A 22139-nucleotide genomic window follows, 5' to 3' on the forward strand; every position below is an offset into this window, starting at 1 on the left:
GGCTTAAATGGGGGACATATTGTTTGTGATACTTTGATTTTATCGTTGGGGGGGCAGGTGACGAATAGCTCTGGGGGATGAAAGGCAACGAAGAGTTGCCTTTTACGAAAAGGAAGATGCAGTACGAATTGCGGGTGGTCAGGAAAGAGGGTTTACCCAGCCTTTTCCGGTCACGAACTGAATTTTGCCAGCCTTTCTTAGCGCCTGTAACCGCCGGTCAAGAATGCGGAATGGCATCGGCTTATTCCTCTCCTCATCAGCGAGTCGGGAACACTCACCAGCTACGTCTGGAAGCATAATCAGTGAAAATGGAACCGGCTCTTTGCCGAGTATTTTCATGATCGCACTGTCCAGAACGGCGTACTTGTTTTTAGCAACTTGCATGTTCACTGTCCCCTCTCTCTATAGCGTGGTGATCGGTTCGCCTGATACCTACGGAACACATTCCGGTGGGACGGCCTTATTTTTATCCTGCCAACGTAGAGCAGCCTTAATACACTGCTTACACGTTATTTCACATACGTAAGGCCCGTACTCACCATCACTATGGGTGGCTGGGTTAACCCAAAGCTTGCCGTTACTTCCACCTGCGGCGGTGCAAAGAAAATCCCCTTCATTTCTGACCAGGCGCCCATCACGTATGTCCTCAAGTAAAAGCACGTGAATCACAGTTCGCCGGTTTATACCGTTACCGCTACTGTTTTCCGTCAGCCCGGAAATCACCGATTTGAATCCGCTTGTCCATCGTACCGGAAGATACAAACGAGCGTTTCGCTCTTGCGCCTGTTGCATCAGCTTCATATCGAGAGCGGCCTTTTGCTGTCGTTCTTCTTCTTGCCGTGTCAGACGTTGTCTGGCCTGTTCCTCTCGTCGGGCCCGGCTATCAATCTCAGTTTCAGCTTTAATATCGAACCGGTCAGGTGTAAGAAACAAAGTCGCACCTACCGGAGGGAGTGTGCCCTCCACCAGCAGCAGGTTATCCTTTGTTGCTTCCACATAAACTGTTCCAACCTCGGTAACCACACCCGTTTTATCTTTTTCCCCCCGGAACCAGAAGGGCGATGGGTAAGGAGGGTATTTGAGAACGATCATAATTTTTCCTTTCTGAAATACCGCATCGAGTTAATTTACTGGTTGTCAGAACGCAGTAATGTTATTTCTGATTTTGTTCCCGGTACTTCATTACGATATCCATTTCCTGTTGAGTTAATCCATTCTGAACTGCGGCCCGGCCTTGCCATATGTGAAAGAGCACCTCAAGAAAGACCCTTTCTTCTTCCTCTGATACTGAACCACTTGAATCAGGTGAGTAATCATCTTTCATAAAGCTATCGAACAGAACTCTTTCGCTGAGCCCCGCTATAGCAGGTTGTTCGCTGTGGGTCAGCCAACCGTGATGCCACGAAAACATGCAGTAGGCTGCTACATCACGTGGATCACCTTTTGAAAGGTGTCGGTGGAGCTCTTTGAGGCATTCATCCTTCCAGTCAGATTTTGCCCATTCAGCCCCACGACCATACTTCTCCTGGGCCCGGTAAAGCTTACCCGCCATCTCAGAGGCGAAGTTAACTACAAGCTGAGCTGTTGCATCGTGTAAACCAGCAGGGATCTTTACGAGGTGATTTGTGAGGCCACACTCATTGATAACTACCCGCAGACCACGCTTTATCTCTTCAACATCATCGGAACCAATTGCACCCTCACCAGATGCCGCGTGGAACGCGTAGGCCATTGCGTCCGTTATTTCTACCGATGAATCAGCCTTTTCGCCTGACGTACACGTTTCTTGAACCAGCTCGCCCTTCTGTTTGTTGTCCAGCAGACTAATCATGGTGTTTTTAAGTAACGTTGCTTTTTTGACGGCTTCCATATTGCCGTTCTGCAAAGCGGTCGTAATCTCAGTATCTATCTCGTTAATGCCTAGCTGAAGCTCTTCAGCACTGGCATAGAATATATTTACGATTTTTGTCTGGCGCATTAATTTTCCTTTTCAATAATTTTATGTCCAAGAGAATCAAGTATTGCAATAACTTGGTCTCTGGAATATGCAGGATAACTATGATCTGCAAAGCAACATGCAGGGGGTGGCAGTATGATTTTTTGTGGGCTTTTATTTCTTAGTTCCTTTAACTCCAATAATATGCTGAGTAATTGAGACGCTTTCTTTTCCATCGCATCAGCTCGGCTTGGGCTGATAAGTGCCCTCTGCGCATATAGCAGTTCAGTTGTAGTCTCAGTAATCATCGAGTCGAGTTTTGCAGGTGTCAGTTGCTCCATTTTTCCACCGGTTATTAATGCAATAATTGAATTCAGACCGTCTCTTTTGAATAGACAACGTTTTTAGCGAGTTCGAATACAAAATCGCTTACGAAGGTAAAATCGCGCCATACCAGCACACCATCTACCTTATGCCGCAACTCAACCTGAGTGGATGTGTTGCTATACTTAGTGACCTTGATGTCCCAATCAATGAAACCACCAGCATTCTGAAGTTCAGTGACAGCGGCTAGGTTTTCCTGTTGCTTCAGGTTGTAGGCCTCGTCTGAGTCGTCGTTCTTCACAAGCTGGATTTTTTTGAATACCATGCGGAATCGGTCGGCCAGAACTTTGCCACGCATTTTTTCAACATCATTAAATACCTGCTCGACGTATGCACTCATGGTTTTCCTCGTGACTTTAATGATAGCAATTACAAAACCCGTATAGCCTGATTAGGCTCTGTATTTTTTAAAAATTAATCCGTGAGTAACATTATTAACTGCATTAAACCTACGACGAAATTTAAAAGAAGACAAAATGTGCTTGAATTTAAGAAATATTGAATTCGTTTAGTTTATCTGTTAAAAAAATACTGCTATTGAGCACCAAAAAAGGTGTCTTCTTACAGCGGAAACAAAAAACGCTAGAAAGTTACTTTTTCCTCATTGGAAGGCTTTTTAAAAGCGTTTCCATCGGGATGGCTTCGACGGATTGTTTCATTTTCTCTGGTTCTACTCCAAGAGATGCCAGCTGCCGGTACAGTACTTCCCGTTCTTGCAGGAGGCTTATCGCCAGCCGTGATATTGCAGCGGCGTTTTCCAGGGCGATTGCAAGGTTGTTTTCGGATGGAAAACTATCCCATGTATCCACTATGCCTTTTGCCAGGCACACGGTTCGCTTAAGCGGCTGAGGAACGTTTAATGGGTTAACGCCGGGTGGCATACCGGACAACTGCCTAATCAGTGCTCTTCCTTTCATTCCATCAGTTCTGTCTGCCATAGCAAGACCTCTATTCGTTGTACGTGGTCACTTCGGCTGAGTAGCAGTGCTGCTGATAACAGGCCTCTGTCTGACCAGACAAAGCGGTACGCAGCATTACGGTAGTTCCGGGTACGGGCGCGGATTTTGACCCGGGCGGAAAATCACTTAGCTCTACACTGATTCCGGCATGACCCGAAAACAGCACTGGGTTTTCACGCATTTTCATGCCGATATTCTGGTTACCATTTGCAATGCGATACATCACTTGTTCGATAGTAATCTGAACAGGTTCGTTGATCCGTAAAGGCCTGTTCCCGTTGCTGCCATTAGCCTGGCTGCACAGCAACAACATAGATGCTACTGTCGTAATAGCAACAGAGCCTAGTGAAAGCATGATTTTCATTATTTTCCCTTTATTCCAGGCAGTTAAGCCGCCTCACAAAATTCACTCTGACCAATGCTTGTTAAACCTGACAATTGCCACAGCCTGATTAACCGCATCATTATTTTGATATGGATCCGTAACGCGTCCGCGTTCTGAGTTGCCAGTTCCTGTATGTGTATCAGGCCAAGGCTCAACTCTTTATGGCTATTGAGTTCATAAAGCGCACGTCGATAAATATTGAACATCTCACGAGCCACCAGCGATTTAAGGACTTCCGGTACTGAAGCACAGTGCGCGAAAGCTCGGGCCCGCTCCTGTCTCCAGTAGCGGCGCAGCGCATTTGATGTATCAGGTTTGTTGCCCACGTCACTCATCACAAGACACCAGGCATTGGTCTGGTTGATCAGGACAGTTTCCAGGCTGTTTTTGCACAGCGTTTTCTCGTCCATAAGCTCGTTATGGCTTTCCTGGCGTAAGACGCGATGCAGCCAGAACCCAAATTCTGTCATGCGGGTCATGTGGTACTGGATGGTGAAAGCGAGGTTAGCCCACCATTTAAAACGAATGATCCGGGCCTCCAGCGTTCTTTTCAGAACATGCTGGTATTTCTCGGTCGAGAGGATGCGAAGGTCTTTTCGAGCTGTGATCCCTTCCATCGACTGGAATCCGGTCAGGCCGAGTCGATGGTAGGTTTGACCACGCTGCATCATTTTGTGATACAAGGCTGACTTACCTTTGCACAGAGATACCGTGCCGAAACGCAGGTAGAACTGCGCCGCGCTCCCAGCGGTGTACGCCCCGCTCTCAATAGCAGATTTAAGGCGTGGGTATTCCACCCATAACACAAAGCTTGCAGACTCTTCATCTACGGTAACTTCGTTATCTTCGCTGAAACTGACAACACGACGGTGGCCGTCTCTTGTCTTGATGACACGTGCGGCGCGTTCGTCATCTCCGCCGTCGAAATAGGTCATTTCCGCAACAGGATCAGCCAGCCCATCAAATAGTGAGTCATCGCCAAATTTCCCCACCTTCAGCCAGACTGCTTTAGGGATTGGGGACTGAGGGACTACAGGCATCGTCGGTTCATCAGTCAACAGATCCAGCTCGCCGTGGGCCCAGACGCGGTGGTAGATCTCCAGTGCCCTAAAAGGCTTGTCATTGAAATGATGGAAAGCCCACATGAAATCGACATGCACAACGGCTTCTTCGCTGACGATGCGGAACTGAGGCCGGGACATGCGACGGTTATGCGCATTGTCTTCCAGCAAGCCGTAAGCGAGTTTCTCGGCAACGTCATCGGCGCGTTGCTGCTCTACGTAGTCGGCGCTACAGCAGATGTGTAACAGACGTTCCAGGAATTTCGGCGAGTATACATCTGGCTGGATCTTAATATACCCACCTTCGTATACCGTGCGGCCCACTGGATGGCGGTCTTCCCAGGCATAACGGCGTTTGGCAATGAAACGCTGAAGCCGGTTCAGGATAGCCATATAGCCATATTTCTCCGGGTCGGCATTCAGCAGGTTTTCCATAGAGCGGTCGAGCCCTACAGCCTGGCAAAGGTAACAGCCAAATCGTGAACCACAGGCGCTTTTTGCTTTTTCAGAACCCGTCCAGACACATTCGCCCGTAGCCTCTTTGTAGAGCTCAGCAGTTTCATTATTGTTAGGCAGGTAACTGGGTAACGCAAAACGAGCCTCATCCCCGGACGATAGCAGGAATTCCCATACGTTCCCCTGATGCCAGTGACGGATCGGATAGAGCTCACCGCCCTCTTTTGTCTGTTTAACGTCTTCAGCGCTCCCGCCTTTTTTTTCGATGTTCATGGCACGGGTTGTGCTCTCTGCATCACGGGAACCCAGCAGCAGACAAACGCGCTGACGAACGGCTTTAGGCAGTCCTCGCATGTACTCGGCACGGGCCCGACGTGCAGGATCGACCTTCAAGTCGATCGAGCACTGTCTGGCGGAACTATTTGAAAATGTTGGCAATCCTCGCCCTGAAAGGATGCGGCCAGTCCACCCAGATGTCAGTCCAGGCTTACCAATTACAATGCTCAGCGGTAACTGGTGCTTTTCAACGAATGCCTCAAGTTCGGCGAGTTTTGTGTCTGCCAGCCAGCGGACGGCTGGATTCTCGATGCCCGTGTCGGTGTGGATCACATAGTGATGCTGGCTGATGTTTGTGCCATTGCGGGTAGCCCTTACCAGCGCCATCAGGAAGAGGTGCAGAACGCACTCAGAGTCCTTTCCTGATGAATACGCCAGGCTCATAGTCCAGCCGTCAGTAAGCGCTTTATAAATGGCGTTTGTGCCGGTGGTGATAAGATTGGCCATGCTCGTGCCAGTGCTGGCATCGACATAATTCAGGTCTTCGTCATTAGCCAGTGTTTGCCAAACCGTATCCCATTTATCCCCGGTAAGGATTGGGGCAAGGGTCGGTTCTGATGTGCCAAAGTCGATTACCTGTTGCATGGTTCACCTGTTTATTTATTCGTTTTGTATATTTATTTAAACACGGGCGTACCAGCTGACGAATAAGGCCAGCGGTATTATTTAATGATTTATTTAGTAATCGGGGATGGAAATAATTGATCAAGACAACTCATTGGTTTGCCAATGGCATTTGTGAGCTTTAGAATTTCTCCCGGCGTAACTGCCTTAAGCATTTCAGAGCGCCCTTCACGGATATATTCATCTACAGACATATTCCGCCATCCTGCTTTTGGTCGATTACTGCAACCTTGCCAGTTTGAATCAGCATTATCCCGACGAAGAACATATACATCGATAGAGCGAGTTAACCCTGCACCGAACGCAGCCTGAGCAGTAATTTTCACTTCAGATCCATCCTTGCGTTTAATGACCTGCGATATACGCGTGATTAACTCTTCAGGTGCGGATGCGTTGTTCTGAGTTTCATTTGTCATAAAACACCTCGTGAATATTGTCCGGTTTGTTTACTTATTAAATCACGAGGCATTCGGGTGACGAAGTGATGTTCAGAAAGATACTTTTCTTTGCTGGAGCAGGCTTAACCGTTGGTTGTCTGGATGCTACCATTCATAAGAAATGACGGTTAGCGTATCACTCACCTGTTCTTTGGTGATCTTTGGTTTTACCGGTTCGGGTAAAATTGTAATCGAAATTTGAATAGTTGCCGTTGCCTGTTGCTTTTTATCACCACTATTTCCCTCATCCTGTGCCAGTGCATTCCATGAAACAACGAATAATAAAGCTGAGAGTATCGTTTTCATTTTACACCTATATAAAAGATTGCTGTCCGTAGAACCATTATCTATCGGGCCAATCAGCTGGCGAAATTAAACAGTCGAAAACCTTTAATTAAATATCAGGATAAGGTCAGTAGCTTTTATGGTCAGTCGTCATCATGATACTCAGGGCCACCATAATTATCAAATCGAGACCATTGACCATTAAATGTGAGACGTACTGTCCCTATAGGCCCGTTGCGCTGTTTACCTATGATAATTTCGGCTATACCTTTCATATCGCTATTTTCGTGATAGACCTCATCACGGTAAATAAACATGATCAGGTCAGCATCCTGCTCAATGGAGCCTGACTCTCGCAAATCTGAGTTTACCGGACGTTTATCGGCACGTTGTTCAAGCGAGCGGTTTAGTTGCGATAAAGCGATTACCGGTACATTCAGCTCTTTTGCCAGTGCTTTCAGAGATCGGGAGATTTCAGCAATTTCCAGAGTTCTGTTGTCAGATAACGACGGTACACGCATCAACTGAAGGTAGTCGATCATAATGAGGCTAAGCCCACCGTGTTCGCGGGACAATCGACGCGCCCGGGAGCGAACGTCCATAGGTGTTAGGCCAGAGCTGTCATCAATGTAAATGTTCTTTTTTTCCAGCAGCAGTCCCATTGTGCCGGATAACCGGGCCCAGTCCTCGTCATCGAGCTGTCCGGTTCGGATGCTGGTCTGGTTGACGCGTGATAGCGATGCCAGTGAGCGCATCATGAGCTGTTCCGTAGGCATTTCCAGGCTGAAAATCATGACGGGCTTATCGTTTGTCAGCGATACATTCTCGCAGATGTTCATTGCAAACGTAGTTTTCCCCATTGAGGGTCTGGCAGCGATAATAATCAAATCCGAGGGCTGTAGACCGGCTGTCTTCTTGTTCACGTCCACGTAGCCGGTATCAACTCCAGTGACCCCGTCATGGGGACGCTGGAACAAGGCTTCAATCTTGGTAACGGTTCTGTCCAGAATGCTGCTGATATTTTCCGGCCCACCGCTTTTATTTCCCCTTTGCTCTGCAATCTGGAAAATCCGGCTTTCTGCAAGATCAAGCAATTCGTCACTTGTCCTACCTTCCGGGTTGTAACCGGCCTCGGTTATTTCGTTGGCAACTTTTATCATTTCCCTGATTACGGCACGTTCCCTGACGATCTGCGCGTAGGCAATTATATTTGCCGCACTGGGCGTATTTTTTGACAGTTCTGCCAGATAGGCGAAACCGCCGAGACTATCCAGCTTACCTTCTCCCTCGTTTTCGATGTGCTCAGCGAGGGTTATCAAATCAATCGGGAATTGATTCGCAACGAGCGATCTCATTGCAGAGAAAATTGAGCGATGCGGTCGAGAACTAAAATCCTGCTCACTAACGATTTCTGCCACATCATCCCATCTCTGGTTTTCAAGCATTAACCCGCCCAGCACGGACTGTTCCGCTTCTATCGATTGCGGAGGGGTTTTTAAGCTGTATTCAGCTGTTTGCTTTGTCTCACCTGTTTCGGTAAACGAGATGTCCGCCATAGTCATAAGTGGCCTCAGAGGTTCTGGAATAGCTTTTGTTTTTGTAATTGTCGTGCGCATTCCGATACCAACTCCGGGTAACTGGATGCTATTGCCTTTAGAATTGCTTCAGAGAGCTCATTCGCTTCATCAGAGCGGCCCACCAGCCTCAGCTCGGCTACTGTACCGGGGTCGCAGTTTGTCAGGTTGGCGCGGGCGTAATTGACTTTCAGCCGCGCCAGAAATTCCACCCCGGGCTTGCGCTTCACCGCGTGGACAGAAAGTGTTTTTCGGCAAAATCGACCAGCTGTACGGCGTTCGTGATGCTCCAGAGCTTTTGCTTCCAGCTCCTGCCCGGCGATAACGGTCACATAGAGGCTACTAATCAACGCCGATACATTCATGCAGCAATCCCCCGCTTATTAGCCAGCGCAACGGTATCCAGAAGTACGAAGTCATCAAGCAGGTTCAGTCCTGCGGGCGTCTTCTGATCACGCCATAGCGCATCCAGTACATCGGTGTCTGGCATTCCCGTTGGGATTAGGCTTAGAAGTTCGGATAACGTATCTACCTGTAGCATGTGGCAGATAGAAGCCAGCATTATTCCCTCTGACGCTTTATCCATAAGACCACCGATCAGAATCTGAATTTCCGGGGTCATAACAAAATGCTCATAATTGGATTTATTGAATCGGCACTGAATGAGTTTATAACCCTTGAACTCAGTAATTAACTCCTGAAGGAATACATGCAGCATATCTGGTTTTGTTTTTCTAATAGCCGCTACCTGCATTGCAATTTTTAAAATGCCATCATCAACTCTTTCGTGCGGGCATCCTGCGGAGGAATAAATACTTTTTGCCTTTTCGAGCCAATTTTGCAGCTCGATATAATTAGTCTGAATATTCAACGCGACCCCCATTGCTATCCAAAAAAGTCTATAACCCTGATATTTTAATGCGCTCCTGTCTATCATCGAAAAATTTAAGGCAGCAAAATGCGGCCATTTATATGTGCAAAAATATGAGCCGGTTTATCCGGCCCATCAGAATGAAAAGGAATTTTATGCAGGTCTGTTAAAGACCTGCTGGGAGGTTAGTACACCGGGTGCAGCTGAGTCTCTTCAGTTTCACCATTCTGCTGGTTAGCGCCATCGGTATCGGCATCAGTCGCATCGTCAGCACCGCCGTTGTTTTCAGCACTATCACCGTCGTTGTCACCATTAGCTTCAGCATCTTCTGCCTGTTTTGCTGATTCCAGTTCAGCCAGGGTAGCCATCAGAGTACGGGCCATTTCAGGAGTCAGGCGTAAGACGACTTCTTCCGGCACGGTTTCCGTAATTTCGATCTGATTTTCATGCTCACCTTCCGGCTGCGGCGGGATCTGGTCGCGCAGCTGGCTCAGGGTTGGCAACAGGCTGTCGAAGGTTTTACGGATAACTTTCGGTTTCAGGCCAGTCTTTTTCTTGGAACTCACGAATTTGGCAGTGACGCGGGTTTTCCCAGCTCCTTCTGCCTTTTTCAGGGATTCCATCAGGACTTCATACGGGTCGCGGTCAGTACCCTGACATTCGTTAATAACGTCAACGGCAACGTCACCAGATACCTTATCTTCTTTCACCAGCATCTTGATGCTGAAGTCAGCGTTTGCCAGCACGATACTGCGGCGAACGGTGACCAGAGAGACACCCAGACGCTGAGCAATCGACTCAATGGTGTGACCCCAGCCAATCAGGCGCTTGAAGCCTTCAGCGCGTTCCACCATCTTCAACTGAAGGGAGTTGGCGCTCTCGATCATGTTGTAGACTTCTTCGTCCTTGCCGCCTTCAAATTCCTCGACGGTGATTTTCTGGAAGCTCGCGCCCTCAGCAATCGCCATCATCAGGCCAGCAAAACGGTGGTGGCCATCAATGATTTTCAGGCGGGTTACGCCTTCCACTACTACTGGTTTAACGCGGATGACAGGCACTGACTGAGGACGTTCCAGATAAGCGTGTTTGAACATTACCGCACGGTCATAATTTACGTCGCGGAGGTTCAGTCCCTCTTCCACAAACAACCAGTACGGGCTCACCGCAAAGACGTTGTTACGCCCGATATCGGCTTCTTCGAACTGTTCCGTATTGCCGCTTTTACGCGCTTTGGTTACGAAATCGCTCAGTGCTCGGAGTGATGATGGCGCTTTGTCTAAGCTGCGCATCAGTACCGCAGCGCCTTCCAGATTTTCCAGGGTACGGCTTTGTTCGAAGATAGCTTTAACGTCGGTGTTCATGGTGTTTCTCCGCTTTAGTTATTGTGTCGCGAGGTTCGTTGCTTGCTGTAAATCCAGTTAAACACACACCAAACAGGTGACGAAGCGTATTTGGGGACAAAATGTCTCTTTTTTTTCGGGTACATAAAAAAGCCCTGTAATCCAGTGATTACAAGGCCTTAGCTCGTAATGATGACATCAAGATGGCGACGTTTTTCGATTTTGACCGCATTTTTCATCAAAATTGTCATCACTTCATTTAGTTTTGAACTCTCCCCTTCCTCATATGAACCCCAAGGTAGGAATGGAGTAGGACTATTGATATTGAATGCAACGCCCGTAGGGCATCGCCATGCAGTTGGCTTCTTTGAGTCAGGTTCCCATTTCACCAGGAGTATTGGCGCGTTACAGTCGATGTCATCGATGGCTGGTATAGCCTCATATAAAAACACTCCCGCATCATCCCCACTGAAGAAAGCTAGATGCTTATACGCGCTGGCAAAAGAGACTACGCCCGCGAAAAGGCCCACAACGATGAGGTTAAGGTTCGATGTTTTGTGACGGATACGTTTTTGCTTCAGGCGAACCATTGTCAGGGCTGACAAGAAGATAGCCACCAGCCCCCCGGCTCCTGCGAACCAAACGGAATTGATTTGCAGGAAGGAAATCAAATCACGATGCTCTCTCTGGTTTTCTTCAAGCATCAACGACACAAAAGTTGTTGTTACTGGCATTGATATCAGGAATATCGTGATCATCACTATTGCAAAAGTCTGTATGGAATAGCGGTCTCTATTTTCCTCTATAACAGAATTAAAGGATAACAGATAAACAAATGTAAATAATAAAATGGAAAGAAGGTACATTGGTTATGCCTTTTTTTGGGTTATCGCTGAATTCTTTTATTTAATTCTGTTCTGAAAAATGCATACAAGAACTGCCACCCATCACCATGAGCCGTTCTGAAATCTTTTTCAGGGAGTACCGGAAAACCAAATTTAAAATTATCTTTTCCAGTGTGGCGCTGGCAAAAGTGCGCAAGCTCATGTGCCACTACGCCTTTGATATGATCCAGTTGATTGATTGAATAAAATGCTCCGATGTCCTTACGCTGCTCTATATGTGCGTACTCATGGTAGCGATAGCGCGGTGTATCACTGTCAGGATAAATGGACGATGGTGAAATAGTGATTGAGCTCCTGCCGCCCCATGAATGTTTGGCACTCCAGTTGACCCGAACTTCAGGCGCAGGGCCGGTGAAACCATATGCCTGTCTATAGAGGTGCAGAAGATACCCTGAATACAGAAAAACAACTTTCTCCGCCGTCATAACGCGAGAAACGCCATAGCGAGCAACTGCCCTATCTCTGGCTGTCAGAACGGGGGTTTTTACCCGTGGGGAGAATAATTTTGTTGGGCTGAATAGCCAGACTTCTGAATCGTCATCAGGCATATCCAGTATCACCTGAATTTCTTCAGGCGACCCAACTCGTTGATGCCACCTTTCAAGATTATCGTCCACTTCATTCAGGCTGATTAAATCATCGGCATTCTCGTAGAATAACCAGATCAGCGTTCCTCGTGGGAGTGCTTTCTCAGCTGTAATATGTGAGAGGATAATTTGACGTGGTGTCATCTTATTCGCCACAGTTCCCGGATGCTTCTATCAGTTTTATTTTTGTTGCTTCTGCCGCCTGCATTTTTTGTTTCATCTTCTCAATGCTAGCGGTCACACGGCGGGCGCACCATTGATACGCTGCCTGACGTGATTCGAAAAACTCATAATCCGCGTGCAGGTAAACTGATGTGCCGTAGGAGACGGACATACGGTAACCCTTCGGCGTTTCATTGATGACTTCCCGTTCTTCTACACAGTTTTCAAACTCAGGGACATAATCCACGAATCGACGACGCAGAATGCAAAACAGCACCTTTATTTGGTTTTCATCAGTCATTTGTTATCCTCGTTATTCTTCTTATTTATCATCAACCTTTCTTAATTGTCGATGCTGAATACGGCGGAGCGGATTTCACGCTTGGCCTGCTGACGGGCGCGGTGTTTGCTTACACGAAGAGATCTATCGTATGCATTGTTTTTACGATAGCCACGCGAGCGGCACAGTGAACAAGTGCAGCCTTCTACTGAATAGAAAATCCCAAACGGTTTCATAAGTATCACCTTTAAGCTTGATAATAATGTTTATCATAGCTGGAGTTATTCAGGTGACGAATAGTTAAGGGGCGCGTTTTGCTTGGGTTTTTACACTATCGTTTATTGAGTCGATGAGGTCGGAAATAGAAAGGAGTTTTCTGCCAAAGAATAGTTTTCGTCTGGCTTCTATTTCGTAGCGGAAGGGTTCAATAATTTCATCTTCATGCATGATTACGAAACGATAGCCGTTATTAAGGAGTTTATGCAGCTTGTTTGTTTTTTTTCTTATGGGACTTAGCTTAAACATTGTTATCAACTTCTCATCATGATCACCTGAATTGTTATAACACAGTTATTTCCGACACGCTGCTGCTTTTGCTGAAGAACTCGGATTGCTTTGGGCTGGGCCAGCAGGTTGTATGCCGGGCGAACCCGGCATCGTTATCACAGGGCTTTTTCTTTTCCCTTTCGTTCTATCCCACGAAACATCGCGCATTTCCGCACAATATCCAGTGTCGGGATGCTACCACTCCCCTGCTCTTTCACGCTCATTCGCAACGTGAGCCGTAGCAACATCTTGATGTCACGTGGTGGAAGTTCTGGGTAAGTGTTTACAAGTGATCTGACCAGTTCATCAGGAATGTTCACGCCAAAGTTCTCACCCATAATCTTCCAGATCTTTTGGGCATCTGATTTCTCCGGCACATCATAGTGAATGATTGCAGCGCATCTTGGTATGATAGCCTCATCGATGTCACTACCCCGGTTGCTTGTCATGAACATCAACCCATCGAAATACTCCAGTGTACGGAGGAACTCCGCAACGATGGCATTTTGAGTCAGTGATGCTCCACGCTGCATGACAAACACATCGGCTTCGTCCAGAAGCAGGACACAGTTCCAGCGTTTAGCCCGGGTCAGAATCGTCCGCAGATTTTTCTCAATGTCATCGGCGTTGGTTCCCAGTGCGCCAGCATGAATTGAGTACAGGGGCCGTTCAATGACCTCTGCATACACTTCAGCAGTTAATGTCTTCCCAAGTCCGGGTGAGCCCACGCACATGATGATGTTACCCGCGCTTTTCCCTTCAACAATATCGCTGGTGAAAGCGCTGATATCCGTGGTCAGTATATCGAGTAAATCACGGTGGTCTTCCGGCAAAACCATCTTTTTTGGCAGTTCTTTATCATACTTGTATGGTTCTACGTTATTGGCATGTATCCAGATAAAGTCTTGCAGCGAGAGATCAAAATAACGCTGCACAGGAATTTCGGGTAAAAGGCCAAACTGGTCATCTTCAAAAAGAGGCGACTCCACTTCTGCACCGTAGGCATCGCACTCACTATCAGGCAAATCGTGTATCAGTTTATGCCCTGCTATTTCCAGATTCCGGTCGCTGTAGCTATACGATTCCATTCTGACAGCCCTGCCGGTTGCTTTAAACTGATTGCCAAATTGCCCGTCGACCACTTCCTTAAACCGCGTTAGTTGTTCCAGGTACTCTTGTTTCAGCTCATGCGTTTCATGGTAGATATCACGGTCGGCCAGTGTCTTAGCGACACTGCGCCGCGCCACCTCATTAGGCTCGAAATTCAGGGCGGTAAGCTGGGTTCCGTAAACCTTTTTGGAGTGCGAATATTCGCCGAACCCATACCAGCTGATTTGTAACAATAGTGATGGGGGACGGTCAGAGTTTTTTTCTGATTTTACTTCTTTTATTGCTGTAACAAGACCGGGGTACAGGTTGCCGTCATGACCGCGTCGGTATATCCAGCCATCAATTCGATTTGACTTCAGATACTGTAGTAACACACGACCGAATGCCGGAAAACTGCTCACAGGCTTATCGAAATCACCTTCCAGTGCAGTGATGATCGATTCAAGAGCTCGTCGATTTTTTGACTCTCCATCACCACGACATGCCTGTAAAAGTTCATTCAGATCATCCCGAGATAAACATAGCGGATCGACGGCAATCTCATCGTCAGAACTACGGTGGCTATAACGATTACGTAAAGCCTCAAATGTTGGGCTTGTGGTAGCTTTTAGTGTTTCTGTTTTTATCGTGAGTGCCATAGCCGTCCTCGTCAGTAATTTACTTTGATATGCCTTAAGTTCACATGGAAGGGGCAACTTCGAACGCATTAGGAACTCTGATCCGCGAGCCTATTTCCAGTTTAATGGTTGCCTTTACGTATTCACCCTCCTTCAGATAGGTGATGTCTTGGTTATGAAATGTTGACTTTTCATGTGTAGCCCACCATTCCATAGAGCTTGGGATTTTTAACGTTAGCCCAAGATGTTCAGTGAGATAGCATACTCCCATGTTTGAGTAGGTCTTAACGGGGTTCGGGTAGAATTGAAAGTTACCCTCTACGAGACAATCAGTACGAGGATCGATGAACGAAAGGAAAACGCTAAAAGTACCCTGACGTTTTAGCTCGGCGTAAGCCTCAAGAATCGTGAAACGCTTTAATGCGTCATTTGAAAACAGGGTTACAATTTTTTCCGAAAGCATAGCCACCTCATGAGCTGTTTTTTTCCTATTATCAACCGGTGTCTCCTCCTGACGAATAGGTTTGCGGCCAAAAAAAAACTGCACCAGGAGGTGCAGTTTCGATAATCAAGCAATGGCGAATTGTTATTTTTCGCTACTCAGTTTATCCGTAATAAATGCTTCAATTTCTGCCATGAGCTCGGTACTCATTCGGTTAAATTCAAAGCGAACTTTACGGCCTGATGCATTTTTGCTGATACGGGCGTATTTGTCCTTATTAGCAAAATTAGCCAGATCACGGGTTTCCCAACTTTTTGCAGGTGGCTTTTGATCGAGTAATTCAACCGCCTTTGTGATCTGCGCCATGACAATTTTCTGCGCTTCCGGGATGTCACTGATGTCCAGATTAGCAATTTCTTCTTTCACCCTATCAACTACATCTGCAAGAATGAAAAGGTTGCTCTCTACGTATTTCTGAAGTTTGGACAACCGGCTGTAGAAGGAGTTTGGTATACCTTCATAATCCGGGAACAGAGCTATCAACGAACCGTCAATACGCGCCGCCTGAATACGTTTAAAGACTGACACATGGCTTATGCCAAGAAAGAGGGCAAGCTCTTCATTTTTGGTGAATCCTTTTTCCTGCATTAGTTCCAGATACTGAAGCCCAACCTCTCGGTATGAGAATCGGCGTGATGTTTGTGCAGCGGTAATAATCGCCTTGATGTCCTCAGCTGATAGATCATCTGGTAGCACCCATAAAGGCAGATCTTTTTGAGCCGCAATACAGCAAAAACGTCTGCGGCTACCTTCAATAAGCAGGTACACGCCATCACGTTTAACGGCAACACCTTCAGTATCAACACCCCTTGACTCAATTTGTTGCAGGATATCTCGTACTGCGTTTGTGGTAAGCGCTTCCTGATTTCGCGGGTTCATTGGGTGAACGGCGGTCTCAGTAGCGACATTTTCAGCTGCTACAGTGACGTGCTCAGCTTCAAGTTTTCGCCCGTTATGAAGGGTAAAGAGTTTCTTAATGCGAGGGGGACTCTTAAGGTTAGCTAACCCGGAACGGTGGCCTACATCGGTTCGCTTTGGCGTATTTAGATAACGCGATTTATCGTTTCCGATATGCTGTTCATCACTCATGCGTTAACTCCTTCCTTCGCTGAAAAACTCTTTATCTCATTAATAAACTGTTGATATACGGACATTACGGATTCTTCGGCAATATCCAGCTGCTTTGGTGAACATAACTCTTCAGATTTCTTAATATCGAGAACCGACCTACCCCGTGACGCAGCTGCTTTGAATGCTTCAGAGTTTTTGATATTGGTTGCCATAAACAGGTCTTGAACGGTTCGAATTAACTTATCGAGGACTATTTTTTCGTATGGGCTTTTATCATCGACGTTAACGGCCAGTACTTTAAACCATTTAATATTTTCACCTTTATTGGGAGACTGACGGAATCGCTCACTGATCGTCAGCATAAAATCAGTTGTGGATGCATAGTCGTATTCTCGCGGAGAAACTGCGACAAGAATACCGTCAGCGGCCTCATCAGCGGCCCAGATAATTGGCGAGTCTTCTGGAGGGGTATCGAAGATAATAAGGTCATACTTAGCTTTCAGGACTGGCATTATCACTTCTTTGAATCGTAGCAACAACTGAGTGCGCTCTTCTTTACTGCACTGCCAGTATTTATCTTTGAATCTCGCATCGGTTGGGAACGCAGTAATTACATCAAGATTTGGCAGATGGGTTGAGAACGGCATATTCTCAATGATTTCAGCCTCAGAGTAACCCATGTCGAGGTATTTTTTATATTCAGAACCTTCTTCATACACGCCCAGGATTGCGTCGATTGCAGTCAGGAATACGTCGTCTTCAGATACGCTTTGAATCATACCGCTACCAATAGAGCCTTGCGGATCCCATTCAATTACTAAAACTCTGGCATTCAACTGGAGATCAAGTGCTGCTGCTACAGCCAGAGCCACTGAGGTCGTGCTTTTTCCTGTCCCACCTTTATGATTCTGAACAATGATTGTTCGGCTCTGGTAGTAATCTCTATAGCGCGGATAACCCAGGGCATCCATAATATTCTGGACATCCCAGCGGGTATAAAGGTGGTTTTTGTTCTGATAAATAGGTTGACCCACCAGCCTTTTTTCTTCGAGATCAGCGAGAATTTTATTGAAGGTAACTCGAGATTTTCCAAAGAAGTCGGAGAGATTTTTTTTATTCAGGCAGTGGTTATAGATAAGGCGATCTACCCCCTCCACACTGTCATCTGATACAGATACCCGGGAAGAAGCCAGTAACGATTCTTTCAATGAAATTTGTTCGGACTTCATGCGTTGCCCGACAAGGGCAATTTTATCTATTAGATTCATTCTCGTCATACCCTCAAACCTGAATTATGAATTTAAACGCATATGCGTATACTTTACGTATAATGCGTAAAATGACGCTCTATGCGTATAATTGTAACGGCAATCAGATTGAGACGCTAACATTCTATTTTGTTTTTTCTTCATTTTGCGATCTCGAAATGCAGTTCAATGACACATCATCTTTCTCTTCTGGCGATTAAGGGGGTTAAGTAATCCACGGGGCGGGCAGAACCCGGAGAGACTGACTGGCGATTAAGGGGGTTAAGTAACCCACGGGTCGGGCAGAACCCGGAGATGCTGGCTGGCGATTAAGGGGGTTAAGTGACCCACGGTACGGGCAGAAACCGGAGAGGCTGGCTGGCGATTAAGGGGGTTAAGTGACCCACTGTACGGGCAGAAACCGGAGAGGCTGGCTGGCGATTAAGGGGGTTAAGTGACCCACGGTACGGGCAGAACCCGGAGAGGCTGACTGGCGATTAAGGGTGTTAAGTAATCCACGGGTCGGGCAGAACCCGGAGATGCTGGCTGGCGATTAAGGGGGTTAAGTGACTTAGCGCTGGAGGATACGCCCTGCAACTATTGGTAAATGAATGACAAGGTTTCCCGTAAGACCCATCAAATAAAAAAGCCTCTGAAGTAGAGGCTCTTGGGTATTCGATATAGTTAGGCTAATTCGTCCGGGTCGTTGATGGCACTAACGAAGAACTCCGTGCGGTAATCATTCCCCCATCCCAACCAGACAGAAGGTGAACCCTCCTTTGCCAACGAACGGTCACCCGTCATGCTGTCCGCTTGGACAGGAACTGTCACGCATTCTTTAATAGTATCGGCCTCGGCAACCAGTCCAGTACTCTGGGTTTCAAATCCGGCAATTACGACAACAGCATCAGGGTCGTGTAGCTGAAGCTGGGCGATAAGCTCTTTAACTTTCATAGTGATCCTCTGCGCTAGAATTATCCAATTCTACCACGCTTGATGGTCAGGCGTATAAGTGCTTACTGTACAGCTCGAAAGCTTCATCATGTTCCAAATCGTCCAGGATAACGATATCAGGGCCATGTTCTTTTTTGATTTGTGCGATGTATGAAGCGTATTGAGCCTGGCTTTTGTAGCCCACTGTCCAAAGTCTACCTTCGCGTAAGACGCAGATTTTCTTGCGGTAAACCTTCTTGAAACTTGATTTAGTTTTCCGGTTACGCTCCTCGTCACTGACAAGCTGGTCGATTACTTCAATCAGGTTTGAGTCTATGAGAAATGGCTTGCCATTGTGTTCGCCAAGGCAGATTGGCAGAAGACCCTTCGCATATGATTCGGCCTGGCGGAACAGCTCTTTTTTTCCTGGTTCGAACAGTACGCGAGTTTCGCCACCATGCCCATCATTATCAGCTGTACCTATGCTCAGCCCGTCGAAGAGGACAGTAGCGTTAAAGCAGACTGTTTCCTGGCTCATGCCAGTATAGATTTTGAGGCCTTTCAATTTGATTCTTGTCTGAGTGTTCATTGTGTGTTCCCCGCTTTCTAATTGTGATTCTATTTTCAATCACCTTGAGCAGGTGACGAAGTGATACGGAGAAATAATTGTTGGGTCGCCTGATAGCCGGGCTGGTGGCAGCCGCAACCCTTAGTCAGTACTTCGGGATCGTAGTTCCGAAAAGCCACAACAGTCTCCACAGCGTTTTGGGGGTGTTAACCCCCATACGCTTTGAGACTTTGCCCTAGCGGGCCGCGAATTCGCCTAATCGCCCCGTGAGGGCTCTATTCGAATTTACATGCCGTGCCTGCTTCGCTTGAGAGCGAAGCTTTTGGACGGCGATTGCCCGCGTGGCGGGCAGACATTTTTACGTGCGCATTGCGCACGATTTTCTTCGGTTACATTACAGGGCTGGCTGGGGATTGGCTTATTGCAATATTCTACAACGAAGCTGGGAACGGCTGGCTGGAACGCGAAGATTTAAATCATACTCTATATCGACTGATATCAACGACGGTATCAGCGGGGTCTGTTGCCAGCTTACAGGTCACTTGACCTTCCTGATCCAGCATCAGTGTCGCGGTTAACGGTTCATTTTGAGCATCGATTACAGTGACATTCACGCGTAACCGTGTTGGAAGCATCATCAGAATTCGCGTAGGGCTCTCTGATAATGACACGTTTCTGGCTTGCAGAACCGCTAAAACACTCTTCATTAACTCTGCTTGGTCGATCATATAGTCACATGCCACTGGATGTATTGGGATGAAATCGTGCCTACCGCAGGGCTACACGAAAGATATAAATCAGTATGACATGCGGGCCGGACTCAAACCATCAATTACTGGAACCAGTCCGAAGATAGCGCTCTGGTTTTTATGCTGTTGAATTTACATAGTTGTTATTTAGTGAATTATTCGTACCTTATCATTCACTGATATCACTTAAATTCAAAGTGAACAGGAGAGGATTGGATTAAAAGTCCATAAAATGTGAATTAAAAGTGCGCTAGGAAATGCGATAAACTGATTGATTTGTTTTGATATGGTTTTTATGTGAATTATCGGTGAGTTACTTGTGTGCTACTTATCTCCATGCTGCTATGCCTTTCCAATAAATAGATTGGATAGGGCAGGGAGATGGAAGAGGGGAGAGGGCTTACTCCGCAGGTGATTTCACTTTAAATTCAAGCCATCTTGCCCCGAGCCTGTTTTTATCCAGATTGTAGAACAACGGTTTTATACAGACCCCTTCATACTCAGGGAACTCTATACCGCTGGCGAAGTGAATCTGTAGTGTATCAGGATCAATACCCATCATGTTTGTGTCAAACAGCCTGTGGAATGTTGGTGATAGCAAAATGCCGTTACTGGCGTTATAGCAGCCTGCTACGGATGTTGGTTCAATATGTGCTGCCTCCAGCACACCGTTGAGGTGTTTGCCCGATACCGCGCACAGGCTTCCGAAATTCTTATCCACCAACTCACGGAACTGAGACTGGACATGCACATCGCGAACGCTAACCTCTCGGCGGAAGCTCGGGGAGCGCATACGGATATCTGCATGGGGGAGGTGACCGCGTGGTAATGGCAATACAGCCGGTTGCTCATCCATTACTGGATTCTGCTCCTCGCAGTAGGTGTCCACGGACTCAATCAAACGGGATGTGTCATTACCAAATCGGCGAGTGAACCAGAGCCTGAAGTGAGCCAACCGTGATGCCGGAATTTTGTTACGTGCGTACTCCTGAGCATTCTCCTTTTCGATTTCAGTATTTAGTAAAGCCAGACGGGCCTGAGAAGCACGAATTTCTTCCTGGACTCTGAGATATCCTGCCAGTAGACAAACTTTGGATTCCTGATGTTCAGGCCGTCGCGGATAACCAGATCCTGTTTCAACCACGCCAAAGGCTTTGTACCGGAACATTCGGGGAAAAAGCGTTAATGCCACCCGGTTGTTACGACGAACGAGGGAACGAATCAGATTGGTTATCTTCCTCATGTTCTGAATAGTGCGGGGAGAAAAGAACGCGGCGTATTACCTCTGCTCTATCTATTCCCGACATTATCCATCTGCGAATGACACCACGGAGGTGAGCATTATGTCTTGCCCCGCTTACTAGGCCGAACTCACGGGACAAACTGACATACTCTTTCAGGAGGTGATGCTTAGGGTCGGTAAACGCCTCTGGAGGAATCACCTGATATGCAACTGACGAAAGTATACGGAAAGTCAGTTCAGATGCTGTCCAGCCCTCACGCCGAAGCCGAATAATTGTTATAACGAGATCATCGATACCAGGCATATCCGGTTCGATATATAGGGACATCAGAGTGTCGTTCATTCCGGGAGGAAGGCTAGCAGAGTGTGACGGGTTGCTCATAGGGTAAGGTACTGATCGGACGTAGAAGAAGCGCTTATGTTACGGAATTCGCTCTGGTGGGTTTTAGCTCCAGTGGCGAACGCTGGAACTACGGGTAAAAAAATCCCCGGTTTACCGGGGAAGTTAACAACTACCTCCAGAAGGGTTGGAGGCAAAGCCGGTTGGGCGACCGGCCACAGGGAATGCTACGGCTTAATGCCGAGTACTACACCGCCATAGACCAGGTACATCACGATGGCGAACAGCATGAAGAAATGGGTTACCGGGTGCGCCAGCGCGGCTGCTGCCGCATTGCTTGCGCTGAGCTTCAGTGAGCCAAAAGAGTGATTACGAACAGCTTGTGCTTTCATGGGTCGCTCCTGATAACGGGTTACATGTTGTGGCTTCTGTATCCAGTATCTGGTGAGTGACTCAGGTGACGAAGAAAACCAGGGCATAAAAAGCCCTGTATTTTCAGAAAGATAATATCGGTTTCGTTTTGTGTTGTGCTTGCTATTCCGGGCATAAAAAAACCGCCTGGTGAACCAGACGGCTTTGGGATAAACAGGCTTTACACAGACAGGTCAGTGGATCATTTAAGTCACTTAAC

The 22139-nt window shown here is 47.1% G+C and carries 27 protein-coding genes; all 27 read right to left on the reverse strand.

Annotated features, from left to right (window positions below):
- Window positions 1-138: 138 nt before the first annotated feature.
- Complete coding sequence (locus C2U53_RS02380; protein ID WP_007372330.1) at window positions 139-384, reverse strand: hypothetical protein; 246 nt, start codon at window positions 382-384, stop codon at window positions 139-141.
- Window positions 385-432: 48 nt separating this feature from the next.
- A complete protein-coding gene (locus tag C2U53_RS02385; protein WP_008786574.1) occupies window positions 433-1092 on the reverse strand; it encodes a hypothetical protein in 660 nt (219 codons plus the stop codon).
- A 61-nt stretch (window positions 1093-1153) separates the two neighbouring features.
- The gene (locus C2U53_RS02390) at window positions 1154-1978 is read right to left on the reverse strand and encodes a hypothetical protein (RefSeq protein WP_007372328.1); all 825 of its coding nucleotides are present in this window, start codon (window positions 1976-1978) and stop codon (window positions 1154-1156) included.
- On the reverse strand, window positions 1978-2277 hold the full coding sequence (locus tag C2U53_RS02395; RefSeq protein WP_016241553.1) for a hypothetical protein: 300 nt from the start codon (window positions 2275-2277) through the stop codon (window positions 1978-1980). The genes C2U53_RS02390 and C2U53_RS02395 overlap by 1 nt, the downstream gene beginning before the upstream one ends.
- Window positions 2278-2309: 32 nt before the next feature.
- Window positions 2310-2660 (reverse strand): hypothetical protein, encoded by a 351-nt coding sequence (locus C2U53_RS02400; RefSeq protein WP_007372327.1) that lies wholly within the window; start codon window positions 2658-2660, stop codon window positions 2310-2312.
- A gap of 250 nt (window positions 2661-2910) precedes the next feature.
- A complete protein-coding gene (locus tag C2U53_RS02405; RefSeq protein WP_008786575.1) occupies window positions 2911-3258 on the reverse strand; it encodes a hypothetical protein in 348 nt (115 codons plus the stop codon).
- A 10-nt stretch (window positions 3259-3268) separates the two neighbouring features.
- Complete coding sequence (locus C2U53_RS02410; protein WP_008786576.1) at window positions 3269-3643, reverse strand: hypothetical protein; 375 nt, start codon at window positions 3641-3643, stop codon at window positions 3269-3271.
- A 23-nt stretch (window positions 3644-3666) separates the two neighbouring features.
- Window positions 3667-6102 carry a phosphoadenosine phosphosulfate reductase family protein gene (locus tag C2U53_RS02415; protein ID WP_007372324.1) on the reverse strand — a complete coding sequence of 812 codons (2436 nt, stop codon included), beginning with the start codon at window positions 6100-6102 and terminating at the stop codon, window positions 3667-3669.
- 89 nt (window positions 6103-6191) lie between these two features.
- Window positions 6192-6557: a hypothetical protein gene (locus C2U53_RS02420; RefSeq protein WP_008786579.1), complete on the reverse strand. Its 366-nt coding sequence runs from the start codon at window positions 6555-6557 to the stop codon at window positions 6192-6194.
- A 126-nt stretch (window positions 6558-6683) separates the two neighbouring features.
- Window positions 6684-6884, reverse strand: coding sequence for a hypothetical protein (locus C2U53_RS02425; RefSeq protein ID WP_007372322.1), 201 nt, complete (start codon window positions 6882-6884; stop codon window positions 6684-6686).
- A 122-nt stretch (window positions 6885-7006) separates the two neighbouring features.
- Window positions 7007-8419, reverse strand: coding sequence for a replicative DNA helicase (gene dnaB / locus C2U53_RS02430; RefSeq protein ID WP_007372321.1), 1413 nt, complete (start codon window positions 8417-8419; stop codon window positions 7007-7009).
- Window positions 8420-8433: 14 nt separating this feature from the next.
- Window positions 8434-8802 carry a hypothetical protein gene (locus C2U53_RS02435; protein ID WP_007372320.1) on the reverse strand — a complete coding sequence of 123 codons (369 nt, stop codon included), beginning with the start codon at window positions 8800-8802 and terminating at the stop codon, window positions 8434-8436.
- Window positions 8799-9308 carry a hypothetical protein gene (locus C2U53_RS02440; protein WP_223307977.1) on the reverse strand — a complete coding sequence of 170 codons (510 nt, stop codon included), beginning with the start codon at window positions 9306-9308 and terminating at the stop codon, window positions 8799-8801. The genes C2U53_RS02435 and C2U53_RS02440 overlap by 4 nt, the downstream gene beginning before the upstream one ends.
- A gap of 185 nt (window positions 9309-9493) precedes the next feature.
- Window positions 9494-10669: a ParB/RepB/Spo0J family partition protein gene (locus C2U53_RS02445; protein ID WP_007372318.1), complete on the reverse strand. Its 1176-nt coding sequence runs from the start codon at window positions 10667-10669 to the stop codon at window positions 9494-9496.
- Between the two features lie 158 nt (window positions 10670-10827).
- Window positions 10828-11514 (reverse strand): hypothetical protein, encoded by a 687-nt coding sequence (locus C2U53_RS02450; protein WP_016241554.1) that lies wholly within the window; start codon window positions 11512-11514, stop codon window positions 10828-10830.
- Between the two features lie 20 nt (window positions 11515-11534).
- A complete protein-coding gene (locus C2U53_RS02455; RefSeq protein ID WP_045269635.1) occupies window positions 11535-12284 on the reverse strand; it encodes a hypothetical protein in 750 nt (249 codons plus the stop codon).
- Window position 12285: 1 nt separating this feature from the next.
- Window positions 12286-12603: a hypothetical protein gene (locus tag C2U53_RS02460; RefSeq protein ID WP_007372316.1), complete on the reverse strand. Its 318-nt coding sequence runs from the start codon at window positions 12601-12603 to the stop codon at window positions 12286-12288.
- A gap of 41 nt (window positions 12604-12644) precedes the next feature.
- Window positions 12645-12818, reverse strand: a complete 174-nt coding sequence (locus C2U53_RS29795; RefSeq protein WP_009653096.1) for a hypothetical protein — start codon at window positions 12816-12818, stop codon at window positions 12645-12647.
- A 426-nt stretch (window positions 12819-13244) separates the two neighbouring features.
- On the reverse strand, window positions 13245-14876 hold the full coding sequence (locus C2U53_RS02470) for an ATP-binding protein (RefSeq protein WP_008786582.1): 1632 nt from the start codon (window positions 14874-14876) through the stop codon (window positions 13245-13247).
- A 40-nt stretch (window positions 14877-14916) separates the two neighbouring features.
- Window positions 14917-15402 (reverse strand): hypothetical protein, encoded by a 486-nt coding sequence (locus C2U53_RS02475; RefSeq protein ID WP_172745723.1) that lies wholly within the window; start codon window positions 15400-15402, stop codon window positions 14917-14919.
- A gap of 39 nt (window positions 15403-15441) precedes the next feature.
- Entirely contained in the window at window positions 15442-16446 is a 1005-nt protein-coding gene (locus C2U53_RS02480; RefSeq protein ID WP_007372313.1) for a ParB family protein, read from the reverse strand.
- Window positions 16443-17696 (reverse strand): ParA family protein, encoded by a 1254-nt coding sequence (locus C2U53_RS02485; protein ID WP_007372312.1) that lies wholly within the window; start codon window positions 17694-17696, stop codon window positions 16443-16445. Before C2U53_RS02485 ends, C2U53_RS02480 begins: the two co-directional genes overlap by 4 nt.
- 663 nt (window positions 17697-18359) lie before the next feature.
- Window positions 18360-18629, reverse strand: a complete 270-nt coding sequence (locus tag C2U53_RS02490; RefSeq protein WP_008786584.1) for a hypothetical protein — start codon at window positions 18627-18629, stop codon at window positions 18360-18362.
- A gap of 46 nt (window positions 18630-18675) precedes the next feature.
- Window positions 18676-19197, reverse strand: a complete 522-nt coding sequence (locus C2U53_RS02495; RefSeq protein WP_007372310.1) for a hypothetical protein — start codon at window positions 19195-19197, stop codon at window positions 18676-18678.
- 455 nt (window positions 19198-19652) lie between these two features.
- Window positions 19653-19904 carry a hypothetical protein gene (locus C2U53_RS02500; protein WP_024196080.1) on the reverse strand — a complete coding sequence of 84 codons (252 nt, stop codon included), beginning with the start codon at window positions 19902-19904 and terminating at the stop codon, window positions 19653-19655.
- A 421-nt stretch (window positions 19905-20325) separates the two neighbouring features.
- Complete coding sequence (locus C2U53_RS02505; RefSeq protein ID WP_007372307.1) at window positions 20326-21168, reverse strand: HNH endonuclease signature motif containing protein; 843 nt, start codon at window positions 21166-21168, stop codon at window positions 20326-20328.
- Window positions 21169-21735: 567 nt separating this feature from the next.
- Window positions 21736-21900, reverse strand: a complete 165-nt coding sequence (locus C2U53_RS29800) for a hypothetical protein (RefSeq protein WP_007372306.1) — start codon at window positions 21898-21900, stop codon at window positions 21736-21738.
- Between the last annotated feature and the right edge of the window lie 239 nt (window positions 21901-22139).

It is taken from the genome of Citrobacter sp. CFNIH10 (assembly GCF_002934585.1).
GTDB lineage: Bacteria > Pseudomonadota > Gammaproteobacteria > Enterobacterales > Enterobacteriaceae > Citrobacter_A > Citrobacter_A amalonaticus.

Coding starts and splice junctions, on each gene's coding strand:
- C2U53_RS02490 (WP_008786584.1), bottom strand. CDS start 18,629: ATGAAAGTTAAAGAGCTTATCGCCCAGCTTCAGCTACACGACCCTGAT.
- C2U53_RS02385 (WP_008786574.1), bottom strand. CDS start 1,092: ATGATCGTTCTCAAATACCCTCCTTACCCATCGCCCTTCTGGTTCCGG.
- C2U53_RS02495 (WP_007372310.1), bottom strand. CDS start 19,197: ATGAACACTCAGACAAGAATCAAATTGAAAGGCCTCAAAATCTATACT.
- C2U53_RS02400 (WP_007372327.1), bottom strand. CDS start 2,660: ATGAGTGCATACGTCGAGCAGGTATTTAATGATGTTGAAAAAATGCGT.
- C2U53_RS02455 (WP_045269635.1), bottom strand. CDS start 12,284: ATGACACCACGTCAAATTATCCTCTCACATATTACAGCTGAGAAAGCA.
- C2U53_RS02445 (WP_007372318.1), bottom strand. CDS start 10,669: ATGAACACCGACGTTAAAGCTATCTTCGAACAAAGCCGTACCCTGGAA.
- C2U53_RS02395 (WP_016241553.1), bottom strand. CDS start 2,277: ATGGAGCAACTGACACCTGCAAAACTCGACTCGATGATTACTGAGACT.
- C2U53_RS02420 (WP_008786579.1), bottom strand. CDS start 6,557: ATGACAAATGAAACTCAGAACAACGCATCCGCACCTGAAGAGTTAATC.
- C2U53_RS02480 (WP_007372313.1), bottom strand. CDS start 16,446: ATGAGTGATGAACAGCATATCGGAAACGATAAATCGCGTTATCTAAAT.
- C2U53_RS02390 (WP_007372328.1), bottom strand. CDS start 1,978: ATGCGCCAGACAAAAATCGTAAATATATTCTATGCCAGTGCTGAAGAG.
- C2U53_RS02485 (WP_007372312.1), bottom strand. CDS start 17,696: ATGAATCTAATAGATAAAATTGCCCTTGTCGGGCAACGCATGAAGTCC.
- C2U53_RS02415 (WP_007372324.1), bottom strand. CDS start 6,102: ATGCAACAGGTAATCGACTTTGGCACATCAGAACCGACCCTTGCCCCA.
- C2U53_RS02500 (WP_024196080.1), bottom strand. CDS start 19,904: ATGATCGACCAAGCAGAGTTAATGAAGAGTGTTTTAGCGGTTCTGCAA.
- C2U53_RS02470 (WP_008786582.1), bottom strand. CDS start 14,876: ATGGCACTCACGATAAAAACAGAAACACTAAAAGCTACCACAAGCCCA.
- C2U53_RS02380 (WP_007372330.1), bottom strand. CDS start 384: ATGCAAGTTGCTAAAAACAAGTACGCCGTTCTGGACAGTGCGATCATG.
- dnaB (WP_007372321.1), bottom strand. CDS start 8,419: ATGGCGGACATCTCGTTTACCGAAACAGGTGAGACAAAGCAAACAGCT.
- C2U53_RS02450 (WP_016241554.1), bottom strand. CDS start 11,514: ATGTACCTTCTTTCCATTTTATTATTTACATTTGTTTATCTGTTATCC.
- C2U53_RS02410 (WP_008786576.1), bottom strand. CDS start 3,643: ATGAAAATCATGCTTTCACTAGGCTCTGTTGCTATTACGACAGTAGCA.
- C2U53_RS29800 (WP_007372306.1), bottom strand. CDS start 21,900: ATGAAAGCACAAGCTGTTCGTAATCACTCTTTTGGCTCACTGAAGCTC.
- C2U53_RS29795 (WP_009653096.1), bottom strand. CDS start 12,818: ATGAAACCGTTTGGGATTTTCTATTCAGTAGAAGGCTGCACTTGTTCA.
- C2U53_RS02405 (WP_008786575.1), bottom strand. CDS start 3,258: ATGGCAGACAGAACTGATGGAATGAAAGGAAGAGCACTGATTAGGCAG.
- C2U53_RS02425 (WP_007372322.1), bottom strand. CDS start 6,884: ATGAAAACGATACTCTCAGCTTTATTATTCGTTGTTTCATGGAATGCA.
- C2U53_RS02460 (WP_007372316.1), bottom strand. CDS start 12,603: ATGACTGATGAAAACCAAATAAAGGTGCTGTTTTGCATTCTGCGTCGT.
- C2U53_RS02435 (WP_007372320.1), bottom strand. CDS start 8,802: ATGAATGTATCGGCGTTGATTAGTAGCCTCTATGTGACCGTTATCGCC.
- C2U53_RS02505 (WP_007372307.1), bottom strand. CDS start 21,168: ATGAGGAAGATAACCAATCTGATTCGTTCCCTCGTTCGTCGTAACAAC.